Origin of the sequence: Halorientalis persicus (genome assembly GCF_900110215.1) — an archaeon.
In the GTDB taxonomy this organism is placed as follows: Archaea; Halobacteriota; Halobacteria; order Halobacteriales; family Haloarculaceae; genus Halorientalis; species Halorientalis persica.
This window is the reverse complement of the sequence record NZ_FOCX01000033.1, coordinates 1-13547: the sequence shown is the minus strand read 5'-3', so window position 1 is coordinate 13547 and position 13547 is coordinate 1. Positions and strand designations below refer to the sequence as shown.

The window sequence follows — 13547 nt, the reverse complement described above, 5'->3', positions numbered from 1 at the left end:
ATCGGTAGGGGGTTATCAGTATTCTACGAATCTACGCGTCCAGCCGTTCGAACATGTTGCTTATCCGGTTTAGCACGAGCCCAAGAAAGATCCCGATAGATCCGATCACCGTGGCAAACCCACTGACGAGGACCTTTGCGGGATAGAATCGACCCGAATTTTGATACACGAGAACGGCATCGAATCCGAAGTATGCCCCGATAGCGAGGAAGAGCAGCCCCGGCACTCCGAAAAACAGCAGTGGATGGCGATCGCGAACGAGTTGTAACACGAAGACGACGACCGTCAGTCCGTGCCGAAGCGGATGCTGCGTCTGACCGTCGATTCCCTCGTATCGGACCTCGATGGGTTCCTCGACGATCGTCAAATCGTTCCTGGAGGCTGTATCGATCATTTCGGTTTCGACCCCAAAATCGTCCGTCGTGATAGCGAGCTCGTCGACCGCTCGCGGCGAGAGTGCCCGAAACCCGCTCTGTGAGTCGGTTACGCGAGTCTGCGACGGGCCAAACGTGAGGAGGTCGAGGACCCGCTGTCCGATCCGTCGATACGTCGGCGTTTCGTCCGCGTTGTGGTTCTGTAAGTACCGGCTACCGATAACGAGGTCGGCTCCCTCCTCCAGAACTGGATTCGCTACAACCGGGATCTCATCGGGATTATGTTGTCCATCACCGTCGAGGAGGACGAATGTTTCAAACGTTCGCTCACGAACCTCCTCGAGTAGTGTTTTGATTGCCGCTCCTTTCCCTTGGTTTTCGGAGTGTTGAATCACCGTCGCCCCTGCTTTTTTAGCGAGCTCGACAGTATTGTCCGTGCTTCCGTCGTCTACGATGATAACTTCACTGGCGACCTCCTTTGCACGCAATACGACACTCCCGATGCCGACTTCTTCGTTGTATGTCGGAATACCGACGATGATCCCCGAACGGGCACTCCCGTTTGTCTGGACGATACTCGAGACGGTGTATTCGGAGGAATCCTTGAGCAGATCGACGCTACGATCGAAATCAATTGTCTCTGTACAGGTTTCGTGATAAATAAGCCCAGGGAACCCGTGCTTCCGGACTTCTCTTGTGAGAGATTCACTGGGGTTAGAAACGCCGCTATCGAATTCAACAACTGTCGCATCTAACTGCATCGCGAATTCCACCGATTCCAGGTGATCGTCGGTCTGGTAACAGACGAAGATGTGATGATCGTGGCGTTTCGCCCGTAGTATCGTCTTGATAATGTCTCCGGCGTCGTTCCCAGCGGTGAAAATCCCGACCGCTGGTTTCTCTCGCGAACCAAACGGGATAGAGAGATCCTCCCGACGGTTTTTAACCTCAGTCATTCAACAACGACTCCTAATCATTTCGACTTCTCGTTTTCGAGGTACAAATAGCCAGTGATGTGTGCCATCTTACGATACCTACAGGAGTCGAATTTCAACGCCTACTAGACACGTTGATCCAAATGTAGTTATTCCTGTGAGATGACTCGATCGAAGGATTCTGGGGTGGTGTTCCCTTGTATAAGAGATATAATAGCCGGAGATTGTCGCCTGTCATCGTTGGTGTTACCTCCTGCTTTTCGCGCCAGGTTTCATTATCGGAGAGGGTAGTGCTGACACGAGATAGTTCGCGCTCCGCGACAACCGTCGTGGAATTGTTCGAACGTTGGGTGCGCTGTAGCAGAGTGACGACAGTGTAATCTATCGTCTCGTGTTCGTGGTTCTCGATTCCGACGGTGATTGACTGGCTCTCACCGACCGTAAACTCCGCCGGGTATTCACTGGCGATGAGTTCGTCTTCCTCGTTTTCGGTCAGCAGATAGAACTCGGTGAACGATTCCCCTTGCTGTGGGACACTCACTGCATACGCGACGCTCCCGAACGCCAGCAGGACGCTCACCACCAGCAACACGTTCAGCGCGATATCGGCCCGACCGTTCGGCTCGAACAATTCGGCCTTTCCCGCCGCCAGCCACCGACGGTACGGGACTGCGAGCCGTTCCGATTCCGGGATCGCCCACCGGCGTCGGGCGGCGACGGCCGTCGCCGCCAGCGTGAAGCCGTTCAGGGCGGTCAGAATCGGGATCAGTCGGATACCCCACGGCGTGAAGTTCAACACGAGGCCGATCAGCGGGACGATGGCGATGCTCAGCCCGAACGAGAGAGCAACGCGTTCGATTCCGTCGATGCCCGACGATTCTGAGTCCGTCGCGGCGGGGTCGCTCTCGGAATCAGCCGGCGATTCGCCGGCTTCGGGAAACAGCGCGGCGATAAAGACGTACCCGGGGACGAACAACACGAGCGGCAAGCCGAGGACGACACGCAGCGGCGTCTCGTTCAGCACCGGCACGAGTACGAACAGATCCGTCACGAGGAGAACCGCAAGCGCAGCTCCGAGATCCGCCGGGAGTTCCCGGAGTTGTCGAGGGAGGAGAAGCCGTAATCGGTCCGCAGTAGGCATTGGGGAGTCTTTGTCGTGTGGGTGTCAAAAGCCTCTTGATATGACGAGCGTTCAATCGTCGGCCGAGCGACTGGTGGAACCGATTTCGTCCAGGGTGTTGAGGATCTCTGCTGCCGAGTCGGCCGAGACGGACTGTGAGGCGAAGGCGGCCCGTTCATACGATCCTATCGAACGGCAGCGTGTCTTCTCGACAGGTGATGTGTTCATGTTAGGGATTTAACAGCGGTAGCAGCATGGAAGTCCACGAATTTCGGTGGGTAGATGACGTTGTGGAAACAGGATGGCCCTGCTTCAAGACAAAGGCTAATGAGGATATGTAGTCTACTCCGAACACTCTTAGTGCCGCAGGCAGTATGTCGTGATACAATGAGCTCGACGGTCCAGGTCGTGAAGACGCCCGATGTACTCCATGGAAAGCCTCGCCTTGAAGGTACGCGTGTCAGCGTTCTCCAGATTGGTGAGTTGGTCCGCGAGCGGGAGTGGAATCTTCACGAGGTTGCAGACCAACTGGACCTCGACATCGATCAGGTTCGGGCCGCCACAGAGTATTACGACGATCACCCGGAGCTGATGGAGACGCTTCGGGCCCAGAAAGAGGCGCGTCAGCAGTCCGCCGCGTCACACAGTCGCGCCAACGAGTAGATGCGAATTCTCTGTGATCAGAATGTCCCGGCGAAATACGTAGCGGCATTTCGGGATGCCGACGGCGTCACTGTCGCTACTGTCGAGGACGAACTGGAACACGATACCGCCGACGCGGAGATCGCGGCCCACGCCGAGCGCAACCAGTGGGTCGTCTTCACGAACGACGAAGATTTCTTCGTTGCCGGTGGAAATCACGGTCTCCTGCTGTTCGATCAGATTGAAGATCCACAGCCCGGCGATATCGTTCAGGCAGCCCAGCAGATCAACGAAGTGTATGCCAACCCGTCAGAAATTGTTGAGAGCATTCCTGGGAATTGGGTCTGAGAACTACAGGTTCAATCCACTTCCCAGTCAGCTTTCTGCCCTCTGGGAACAGTGAATACAGCCGATGTGGCTGTGTCGTCTCTGACTCAATCGTCGGCCGAACGTCCGGTGGATCCGATCCCGTCCAGGGTATCGAGGATCTCCGCCGCTGAGTCGGACGACACGGACCGCGAGGCGAAGACGGCCCGCTCGTACAGTTCGGTGGCACGTCGGAGCGTCTCCACGCTGCCCTCGTCACCGTCCCGTCGATAGCGGCGGTAGAACTCCCAGTGGGTTGCGGGCTCTTCGATTCCGGACCGACGTTCGAGGTCACGGCGGAGTCCGGTGTACGCGAGTTCGACGGCTGCGTCCGGTCGGTCGGCCGCGAGTTGCTCGCGTGCCATGCCGAACAGGGAGTCGGGTGTCCGCCCGTCGTCCCCGGTCACACTCACCATCGGCTCGTCGATGGTCGGTGATCGGTCAGCGTCCCGGTTCTGACTCCGCCGACGCCACCAGCGATAGCCCAGGTAGCCACCGACCAGTACCAGCACTCCGGCGACGAGCGCGCCGATCCACAGCAGGATCCCCGCTTGCGTGACCAGTGCAGTCGCGCTGGCGCTGCTGGATCCGAGGTTCGTTTCCGAGCCCTGATAGGCGGCCTGCACGTTCAGTGTCGTCGCGGCGTCGCCGAGGCCGGACGCGAGCAATTCGTCCGGAACGACGACTGTCGTCCGGAACTGGCCGTCGGGGCCGGTCGTCGCCGTCCCGAGCGTCGTCCCGTTGGCGGTAATCTCGACGACCTGTCCGGCGACGCCACCCTGCGTATCGGCTTCGAGTTGGCCTGACACACGGAGTGTACGCCCCTCGGTCTGTGTCGCGGCGACCGTCAGTTCGGTCGGGGTCTCTGCCACCTGGAGCGCGGTGGTCCCGTTCGCCGGCGCGAGTGCCCGATCGCGTGCCAGCAGCGCGAGTCGTACCTGCTGGGACCCCGAGTCGATCGCTGCCGGGAGAGAGACGTTCGTCTGGAGTGTCCCGTTCGAGTCGGTTCGATTGACCGCGAGAAACTCCCCGTCGGCGACGACGGCGGCCGACACGTTCGCCGCGCCGGCGTCTTCGTGTCCGACCCACCCGTTCACGGTGAGCGTCTCGTTGAACCGAACCTCCGAGGGCTTGACGTCCACGTCGACAGTCGGCTGGATCTGCGTCACGTTGATAGAGACGTTCGTTTCGACGGTCGTGTACGCCGAACTGCTATTGGGAACGAAACGGGCGGTGGCGTTGGTGGCGTTCAGCGGTATCGTCGCCGGCCTGTATGGGACGGTAAACTCTCCGTTCATATCTGTCTGCGCCCGATAGGTCTGAGCCCCGATCCGCATTCGAATCCGTTCGCTGGCGAGTGCCGTGTCGTTCTGGAGCGTGAGCCGGCCGTCGACGCGGATCGGATCGATGAACGACCCCTGGGGATCGTCCGTCCGTGCGGCGATCGAGACGACGGTCAACCAGGTCTCTCGAACGACTTGCTGTGTCTCAACAATGTTTTCGCGGTCCTCCCGTACCGACTCGATGGCCGCCGAGTAGTTCGTCGCGCTGTTTTCTGCCAACCGTCGGTAGTTCCGAACGAGGTCCGTCCCTGTCTCGTCGGCACGACGGGATCGGTTATCGAGCGCCCGCGCGAGTCGCTGATACTCACTGTCGTTGAACGATATCACGTCGCCGGGTGTTATCGTGGCGTTTGGCCCGGCCGACCGCAGTGACCGGTTGATCGACGCGTTCACGTTTGACTCGTTGACGAACCGGAGATTGGTCAGCGTCGTCCGGTTGTCCTCGGTAGAGAGGTTTGCTGTGTCGTTGTATACGCGATAGAGCTGCCAGTATGCATCCGCAGCGGTGGCGTAGTCGCGTTGGTTCTCCCGGAGCGACCGCAGGAGTTCCGCGCGGTTTTTGTTCCCCGTTTGCGAGGCGACCTCGGCGTACCTGTCCAGTAAGTCGCCGTACTGTGAGTCTTCGAGCGAGCGTTTCACTTGATCGTAGTCACCGCTACTGATGTTGATCGACCCGCTCCGAAGACGCCCGGCTGCTTGCTGGGCAAGTTGACGTTCGACCGGGCTGAGGCTCCCCTCGCCACCCACTTCGGCGGGATCGCGCTGCTCCGTGGACCCACTCGCCGACGTACCCGGGTCGCCGGCGATGGACGCGTCGGTCGCAAGGAAGCCAACGCTGACACCGGCGAGTAGGATCACCGTTCCTGCGAGCAGTAGAACGGCGATCGTCCGATTGACCACGTTGTCACCGGAGGTCACAGCCGAAACACGTCTGGGACGCGATAAAACTCTTCTCTTCGTCGGGGGACCGTCATCTTCAACTGCCGGAGCGTCTTCGACTCGACCGATGGAGGTGACGCGCCGCTTCTGGACCATTGTGAGTGTCGCGACGATACTCGCGGGACTCGCAGTTCTCTTCGCCCGCCCGGTCCTGCTGTACGGCGCTGTCGGTATCGCCGCCGTTCTCGTGGCACGCCAGTACCAGTTTTATCGATCGCTTGCGGAGATGGACGCCGCGTTGACGGTGGAGCAGTCGCTCCCGACCCAGACTGTCGCACGCAACGAGGAAGTCCCCGTCACGCTCACCGCGCAACTGGCCGCCCCTTCGGGAGTCAACCTGACCGTCGAGTTGTCGCTCCCGCTGGTCGCGAACGGGCCCAATGCGGCGGATCGACGGATCGAACTGCCGGCGGGAGAGCAGACGGCGTCGACGACCGTCCCGGTCACCTGGTCGATCGTCGGCCGGGCCACGTTCGATCCGGCGACGGTCACCGTCACGGATCGGGACGGGCTGTTTCGCGAGCGCCTGCCACGGGGGCCGACGCCGACGATAACCGTCGAACCGCGGACGCCCCGGTCTGTCCACGTCGGCCAGGGCGGCGACCGAGTGACGGCCGCGTACGGGGGCCACCGATCCGATCAGGTGGGGTCGGGGACGGATCCAGCCGAACTCCGGCAGTACGTCCCCGGCGATTCGGTCAGCGACATTGACTGGAAGGCGACGGCGCGCCTGGACTACCCCCACGTCCGGGAGTACGAGGTCGAAACCGATCATCGGACGCTCCTCGTGGTCGACCACCGATCGCCACTGCAGACTGGCCAGCCCGGTGAGACGAAACTCGACTACCTCAGGACCGTCGCGCTCGCTGTCGTCGACAACGCGGCACAGGTGAACGACCCGATCGGGATCGCGACCATCGACAAGGGTGGAACCACGGACTGGGAATCGCCCGGAACCACCCCGGAAGCGTACGATTCGGTCCGGGATCGACTCCACGAACTGCGTGTGACCCGGAACCGCGGCGAACGGGCGCTGGTCCGTGCCGACACCGGACAGTCGAGTCCGGGCCGGCAGGGTCCGGCAGCGGCACAGCGAAAGCGGTCCCGACTGGCCGGGGACGACTCCGCGTACGGTCGGACGTTACGGTCGTTCTACGGCGATTCGGAGAGCTACGTCCAGCGCATGGCAGACGATCAACTGTTCGAGACGGTTCGGACGCGGTTGGCTCGCGTCCCGGGTTCGACGTGGACGCTCCTGTTCACCGACGATACCGACCGTGGACAGTTGCGAGAGACCGTCAAGTTCGCACGCAGGGAGTCCGCAGGCGTTCTCGTCTTTCTGGCGCCGGAGGCGCTGTTTGAGCGGACCAGTCTCGCCGATCTCGAAGGGACATACGACGAATACGTCGAATTTGAGGAATTCCGGCGTGAATTGAGCGGAATGGAGGGCGTGACGGCATTCGAGGTCAGTCCCGCCGACCGTATCGAAGCCGTTCTTGACGCCGGCCGGCGGCGGTGAGCGCAACCGATCGGAGACTACCTCAGCCCATCGTCCGGATCGACGCAGAGCGACAGTCTTACCACCGACCCGCCTGCGAAGTAAGGCGATGACAACCGAGGTGCTGTCGCGACGCGTCGATCCGACGCTCACCGCGGTCGGCGTCGTCGCACTCGGCTATCTCGCGACCCTCGTCGCGTTACCGTCCGGGCCCAGCGGCCCGGTCTTGTTGGCCGTCGTAGCGAGTGCACTGCTCGTGCTGGCCGGTACGGAACTGGCCACCGACGCGACGGTGCGATCGGTCGGGGCATTCTTGCTCGTCTCCCTCTCGCTCACCGCGATGACGTGGGTGCTGTCGACCGTCGTGGAGACGCTCGCGACCACAATGGTACTGCTCGCGGGTGGGATTACACTCTGTAGTTACGGCCTCCACCGGTACGAACTGGTCGCGCTTGGACTGGTAGGGGATCCCGATGAGCGCTGACACTCCCACGGACCTCTCGGAAACGCCGTCGGACCCCCCGGAAGAGAGCCTCGCTGCCGAAGTGGAGGTGCTACGGGAGGAAAACCGCCGCCTCCGGGAGGAGTTCGCACGTGCGCGGCGGACGCAGTATCGCCGCACAGCGCTCATGCTGGCCGGGATTGGTGTGTTGGCCGGGATTGCCGGCGTTCTCTTCGCCGATGCGCGAACCGTCCTGTTCGCACTTAGCGGAACTGGCGTCTTCTTTGGCGTGCTCGTCTACTACCTCTCTCCGGAGCAGTTCATTTCGGCCGACGTCGGCCGGCGCGTCTACGAGGCCCTGGCGCAGAACGAAGCCGCTGCCGTCTCCGAGCTGGGGCTCCAGAACGACCGCGTGTACGTCTCGGTCGGCGACGCCATCGAGGATGCTCGGCTGTTCGTGCCCCAGCGCGACGAGTACGAACTCCCGGCTGCCGACGCTCTCGCTGATACGTTCGTCGTCCCGGACGAGCAGGCGGCCCGGGGGGTCGCCCTCGAACCGACGGGCGGACCGTTGGCTGCCGACTTTCGACAGGCCGCCACCGGAGATGTCGACGACACTCCAGAGATCGCCACGGCACTGTCGAATGCACTCGTTGAGCAGTTCGAACTTGTCGAGAGCGCCGATGCCGATGTTGATCCCGACGCAGGACGGGCCACCGTCGGTGTCACCGAGAGCGTGTACGGCCCCGTCGACCGGTTCGATCATCCCGTGACGTCGCTTCTCGCCGTAGGACTCGCCAGCGCACTCGATACGGCCGTGACGACCGAAGTCTCGACGGGTGACGACCGGGTCGACTATCTCGTCACCTGCCAGTGGGAATCCGACGGGTGACGTTCGGGACTGATCACACCGTTGCTACAATCGCTCCGAGACGTTCCGGAACTGAGATGACTGTACTCCTGCGCTATTCCGAATCAGCGTCGTCACGGCTCCCACCGTCGCCGACGGCCCGGTTCGCCGCATGTTCGACCGTCTCCTGCCCGGGCGGCTGAATCGAGTCGAGTATCGAGTCGATCACGTCCGCGGGCGTCATGTCGCTGAGCTCCGCGTCCGTACTGAGGACGACGCGGTGGACGAGAATTTGCCGTGCCAGCGCTTTCACGTCGTCCGGAATGACGTAGTCGCGTCCCTCGACCGCGGCACGAGCTTTCGTCGTATTGAGGAACGCGATCGAGGCTCGGGGTGATGCCCCGTATTCGAGGTCGGGACTCGCGCGCGTCGCTTCGACGATGTCGAGTACGTACTCTTGGACAGTCTCGTCGATATACACCTCCGAAACCGTCTCCCGCGCCGAGAGGACTTCGTCGGTCGTGACGACCTGTTCGATACGGTCCGGGCCCAAATCGGGGTCGTCGTCGAACCGTTCCAACAGTGTACTCTCGTCCTCCCGGTCGGGCACGTCGACGGTCAGTTTCAGCTGGAAGCGGTCACGCTGTGCCTCGGGCAACTCGAAGGTGCCCTCCATCTCGATCGGGTTCTGTGTCGCGATGACCATGAACGGTTCCGGGAGATCCAGTGTCTCCCCCTCGATGGAGACGTGCCGTTCCTGCATCGCCTCGAGGAGCGCACTCTGGGTCTTCGGAGTCGCACGGTTGATTTCGTCCGCGACGACGAGGTTTGCGAAGACGGGTCCCTTTCGGAGTTCGAATTCGCCGGTTTGCTCGCGATAGACGGAGGTGCCGGTGATGTCCGCGGGTAGAATGTCCGGCGTCATTTGGATACGATTGTATCCGAGACCGGTCGCCGTAGCAAAGAGATTCGCGACCGTCGTCTTGGCGACACCCGGAACACCTTCAAGGAGGATGTGACCACGGGTAAGCAGCGAGATCGTGAGACTCTCGACGACCGTCTCGTTGCCGATGAGGACCTTCCCGATCTCCTCCGAGACCGTATCGTACAGGGCGGCGGGATCAGTCATTGTCACCGCGTTGCTCCCGCCGACGTATAATCGCTTTCGTCACACGCTGGACGCGCCGATCACTCCACTCCGGATGACGATCGGTTAGGAAAGCGCTGAGTTCGTCCTCGTCAAGCTGACCGACGCTGTCCCCGTCTGTCGCTGTCTCGCCCATGGACAGCCAGTCCGGAAGGGACCGGTCAGAGAGGCGCACTCCGATGGCGACACAGCCGAGAGCGAGCAACCCCAACCCGAATTGTAGTAGCGGCGTCGATCGGACGACCAGTAGTGCGTACACGAGCGGCGGCAGTGGATGTCCGTGAGAGTAGTCGAGGAGCACGCGGTCGCCACTCTCGACAAGGTTCCGTGCGAACCGGTCATTTCCCGTCCGTTCGAACATCGCGTTCGTAAACACGCTCGCGTCACTGACGACGACGACTCGCCCCTGACTGACGGGCTCAGTCACTGCTACGGGACGTTCACGGACGCGCTCACTGTCGTCGAGTTGACTGTTATTATTTGAATCAATATATGCGAATCCAGATGAATTAATCAGGAACTCACCTTTCCAAGCGTCATCCGTATTCAAGTTATCACGGGACGCCGATCCGGTCGTCGCAGTGGTAGTCGTGAGATTAATCACAGTTCCATAATTGAGGGTGAGTTGATCAACACCGGTTGTCACGTTGTGATCAAGGACCTCGGTAGCAATAGGGAGTGCTGGATCGCGGTAATGCTCCTGTTCGTCTCGGAGTAGTCGCCCATCAAGACGCGCAGTGAGACCGAGATTGACCAGCAAGTCGTTCGTTTGATTGGCCTCGGCCGCAATCACCAGAGTACCGCCCCGTTGCACAAACTGTCGAACGCGTGCGCTCTCAGCTGCCCGATACTGATCTTGCGGGGCCAAAATGAACGCGGTACTGTCAGCTGTTGCATCTTCGTACGCAGTCGTAGTATGTGCCAGTGTGACCGTACTTTCCTCACTTGCAATTGTTCTGAGCTCGCTCGCCCCATCCCAGTTTCCATTATACGGGCCATATGGGGTAGCAGACGTAACTGTTGCACCGAGAATTGCGAGATTAATCGCAAAAAGTACCACGAGTAGAACCAGTCGTGGATAGTTGTGGTCCGGCATCTAGATCAGTCCCGGCGGAAGGATTTCGAGGATTCGTTTGACGACTATAGCTGAAAAACCGATTAGTCCGAGGAAGATTGGCCACTTCAGTCGTGATCGCCATTGTGGGGTTATGTTGAACGGTGCAGATAGCTCTACGAGTACCAAAAAACCAATGAGCGAAATGACAAAGTAGAGATCCATAGATAGGGCACCCAGGACCGCAAGAAGTACCAAAGTAGATAGCATCCAGGCAATTTGCCCGTAAAGAAATTGCTGTCGCCTGCGTGTAACCATCTACCTGTTTTTGCGTACCCCATCGTTAGAATGTATCGACATTCCTCAGACAATACAGGCAAATACTTGCCAAGCCAAGCCAACTTTCAGAATAAGAAATGTCTGCACAAGGGTCTCACTCTATCTGCTTTCTCGGGTTGCCGACGATTACCGAATGGATTCATAGTGAGGGGTTTGGGAGGACGCGGCGACCGCTCATTGTACTTGCAAGAGAGTTCGCTACGCGGGACTACGATGTCACAGTTGTTTCACCAAAACCAACTCCAACCACATTCCAACAACATGACATAGATCACATTGGGATCCCATCAAACGCAGATCTCACGAAAGACCCTCTCGAAAGGGGGAGTGCATATCTGGATGCCCTTCGCAAAACCGACAGCGATGTATATTACGTACATGGCCAGAGTGGGTTCCTTCCGCTAATCTGGAAGTATACGCAACTCACTGATGCCGAATATATTTTCCACATGACGGACATGAATGTGTATCCCGATCAGAACGATAGTCGGCTCGGTGAAGTCAGAGACATTTTCGATACTGCAATCGACGATGCGACAACTCTTGTTGCGCAAACTCAGAAACATCAGGAGGCACTACAGTCTCAATACGGTCGTGAAGCGACCGTACTCTGGGACTGCTACGATCTCCCGGCAAAGGAAACCCTCACATCACCAGGAGAGCGGAAATACTTCCTCTGGGTCAACCGCCTACAACCCAGCCAGAAGCCGATGCGATTTCTTGATCTCGCTGACCAGCATCCTGATCTTCAATTCCGGATGTATGGGCCGATAGAAGACACGAATGAGTTCCACAATGAGGTCAAAGAGCGCGCTCAGGCTACCGAAAACGTCAACTTCGTTGGCTTTGTCCCGGTTGACGAACTCCCAGCGCTGTACAGTGGGGCAATTGCTGTTGTAAGTACTGCCGAAAGGATGGGATTTCCAGCGCCGCTTGTTCAGGCGTGGGCATATGGTACACCAACACTCTCACGACACAACGCTGTAGGGCAGATTCCATACCGTGGAGATGCGCATACCTCCACAGGTAGCTTTGAGGAATTGAACACAATGATTACCCAATTTTCTGAGCGTATGCCTCTGGTGGATCGATACGAGAGTACTCGACAAACAGTAAAGTCACACTATGCGCCAGACGCCCTTATTCCAGATTATGAAGATCAGATCCAGCAGAGTCTGTCGAATTAACCTTGCCAGAATACGTTGACTATTAGTGGCTGGTTCTCTACGTTACCGATATGACTGGGGTTCGTTCCAATATGCAAGAACGTGGAAGTGGGGGGTCGGTGTGGATTGGGCTATTGTCAGGCACACTCCTATCGATCGTGATGTGGGGGAGTATACTTCTCGTAGCATCCGTTCTATTCTCAGGTTAGTAACGCCATCATCAGAGGTCTTGTACGCTGACTTTCAGCAGATTTCGACTTCTTCAGTAACGCACCGATCATCAACCACGGGTATTCATGTTGATCAGGTAACCCACAGATCTATTGCCCTCGAATTTTGATATTTTGATATTTCAACTGTAATAGTATCTCCACAAGGCCCCTGGGAGCGATTTGAGCAACTGCTGAATCAGACGGTAATCCAAAACATCAGAATTATTTTGATTTGTAGAAATCGAACTGCTGGAACTCTGAAATCGAACCGCGATGGTTGCCGCCGTGCTGGGCATACTTTCCGGAGACATTTCCGCGGTGCTGTCGGAGTCGGTTCCAGAGCGTACTCTGGCTGCCCGATGCGACGCCGACCGTCCCGATGCGAGTCAGTCGCCACTGGGACGGCGGTCCATCGAAATCAGTTCCTAGCGAGAAGAAAAAATACACCCCCCGGCCAGGAAAGGACATCGTGCCGTCGCACTCTCGAAGGAAATACGGCCCGTCGATTGCTCTGGCCAGTTCTTCGAGCGTGCGGTAGACGGCCGAAAGCGTCTCTGAACGCTCCGCATACGGCGAAAGAGACATCTGGAATTGCTACTCCGCGTCGGCGTGTTTGGCGATCTTGTCACGGTCGGCGACCGCATCGAGCGCGTCGACGTCGAGTTGTTCGGCGGCTTCGACGCGAACCGGCTCGGGGACTGCCGCGAGTGAACACGTTCCGGCGGGATCGAACTGGCTGGACGGGCCCAGCTGGTGCTGCCGTTCGATTCTGCGGATCTTGCCCCGCCGCAGAAAGAACCGGTACTGGTCATCGTTTTCGCTCGATTTGTGGTGGCGAATACTGAGGCGGTGGGCGACGAGAGAGGCAGACTGCTCAGCGCCGCTCTCATCGGACTCACTCGCGGCCGAGGGGGATTCATCCTCTCGGACAGAACTCTCGTACTTGTGGGGCTGTGCTGGACCTGCGAGCGGCGTCTCGTCTCCATAAAGAGACCGAGGCCGGGTACCCCGCCCCACCGTGGGCGGGGGTGAAGGCCGACACCCACGGCAGCTTTTAACACCGTAGAGTCGCACATTCGCCATACAGCGATGGATTACTCGCACCGCTTTCAAGCGTACC

The 13547-nt window shown here is 59.2% G+C and carries 14 protein-coding genes; 6 read left to right on the top strand and 8 right to left on the bottom strand.

All coding sequences use genetic code 11. The features are described 5' to 3' along the window. Positions 1–31: 31 nt before the first annotated feature. Together BMX17_RS21160 and BMX17_RS21155 are read right to left on the bottom strand one after the other, a co-directional pair. The gene (locus BMX17_RS21160; protein ID WP_244515075.1) at positions 32–1330 is read right to left on the bottom strand and encodes a glycosyltransferase family 2 protein; all 1299 of its coding nucleotides are present in this window, start codon (positions 1328–1330) and stop codon (positions 32–34) included. A 94-nt stretch (positions 1331–1424) separates the two neighbouring features. Continuing rightward, positions 1425–2450, bottom strand: a complete 1026-nt coding sequence (locus tag BMX17_RS21155) for a DUF1616 domain-containing protein (RefSeq protein ID WP_092663829.1) — start codon at positions 2448–2450, stop codon at positions 1425–1427. Between the two features lie 366 nt (positions 2451–2816). Between BMX17_RS21155 and BMX17_RS21145 the strand changes: the two genes are divergently transcribed. Together BMX17_RS21145 and BMX17_RS21140 are read left to right on the top strand one after the other, a co-directional pair. Continuing rightward, entirely contained in the window at positions 2817–3092 is a 276-nt protein-coding gene (locus BMX17_RS21145; protein ID WP_092663825.1) for a DUF433 domain-containing protein, read from the top strand. Continuing rightward, positions 3093–3419 carry a DUF5615 family PIN-like protein gene (locus BMX17_RS21140; RefSeq protein ID WP_092663823.1) on the top strand — a complete coding sequence of 109 codons (327 nt, stop codon included), beginning with the start codon at positions 3093–3095 and terminating at the stop codon, positions 3417–3419. Between the two features lie 86 nt (positions 3420–3505). On the opposite strand, the gene BMX17_RS21135 is transcribed toward BMX17_RS21140, so the two are convergent. Next, positions 3506–5698, bottom strand: a complete 2193-nt coding sequence (locus BMX17_RS21135) for a hypothetical protein (protein ID WP_092663821.1) — start codon at positions 5696–5698, stop codon at positions 3506–3508. A gap of 88 nt (positions 5699–5786) precedes the next feature. On the opposite strand from BMX17_RS21135, the gene BMX17_RS21130 reads away from it, so the two are divergent. The 3 genes from BMX17_RS21130 to BMX17_RS21120 all read left to right on the top strand — a co-directional run bounded on the left by BMX17_RS21130 (position 5787) and on the right by BMX17_RS21120 (position 8551). Beyond that, positions 5787–7238, top strand: coding sequence for a DUF58 domain-containing protein (locus BMX17_RS21130; protein WP_092663819.1), 1452 nt, complete (start codon positions 5787–5789; stop codon positions 7236–7238). Between the two features lie 88 nt (positions 7239–7326). Beyond that, the gene (locus BMX17_RS21125) at positions 7327–7701 is read left to right on the top strand and encodes a DUF8163 family membrane protein (RefSeq protein ID WP_092663817.1); all 375 of its coding nucleotides are present in this window, start codon (positions 7327–7329) and stop codon (positions 7699–7701) included. Beyond that, the gene (locus BMX17_RS21120; protein WP_092663815.1) at positions 7691–8551 is read left to right on the top strand and encodes a DUF7982 domain-containing protein; all 861 of its coding nucleotides are present in this window, start codon (positions 7691–7693) and stop codon (positions 8549–8551) included. Before BMX17_RS21125 ends, BMX17_RS21120 begins: the two co-directional genes overlap by 11 nt. 73 nt (positions 8552–8624) lie before the next feature. Here the strand turns inward: BMX17_RS21120 and BMX17_RS21115 are convergent, their stop codons facing one another. Genes BMX17_RS21115 through BMX17_RS27090 form a run of 3 tightly spaced genes read right to left on the bottom strand, consistent with a single transcriptional unit; the run spans position 8625 to position 11028 of the window. After that, positions 8625–9638, bottom strand: a complete 1014-nt coding sequence (locus BMX17_RS21115) for an AAA family ATPase (RefSeq protein WP_092663813.1) — start codon at positions 9636–9638, stop codon at positions 8625–8627. Continuing rightward, positions 9631–10752, bottom strand: coding sequence for a DUF4350 domain-containing protein (locus BMX17_RS21110; RefSeq protein WP_092663811.1), 1122 nt, complete (start codon positions 10750–10752; stop codon positions 9631–9633). Before BMX17_RS21110 ends, BMX17_RS21115 begins: the two co-directional genes overlap by 8 nt. Beyond that, a complete protein-coding gene (locus BMX17_RS27090; RefSeq protein ID WP_092663809.1) occupies positions 10753–11028 on the bottom strand; it encodes a DUF8044 family membrane protein in 276 nt (91 codons plus the stop codon). It abuts the gene before it with no gap. 98 nt (positions 11029–11126) lie between these two features. Between BMX17_RS27090 and BMX17_RS21100 the strand changes: the two genes are divergently transcribed. Beyond that, positions 11127–12236, top strand: coding sequence for a glycosyltransferase family 4 protein (locus BMX17_RS21100; RefSeq protein WP_092663807.1), 1110 nt, complete (start codon positions 11127–11129; stop codon positions 12234–12236). Between the two features lie 413 nt (positions 12237–12649). Here BMX17_RS21100 and BMX17_RS25400 read toward each other — a convergent pair whose 3' ends face one another. Both BMX17_RS25400 and BMX17_RS26435 read right to left on the bottom strand, forming a co-directional pair. After that, a complete protein-coding gene (locus tag BMX17_RS25400) occupies positions 12650–13012 on the bottom strand; it encodes a GIY-YIG domain-containing protein (protein WP_139203629.1) in 363 nt (120 codons plus the stop codon). A gap of 9 nt (positions 13013–13021) precedes the next feature. Next, entirely contained in the window at positions 13022–13444 is a 423-nt protein-coding gene (locus BMX17_RS26435) for a hypothetical protein (protein WP_092663805.1), read from the bottom strand. Between the last annotated feature and the right edge of the window lie 103 nt (positions 13445–13547).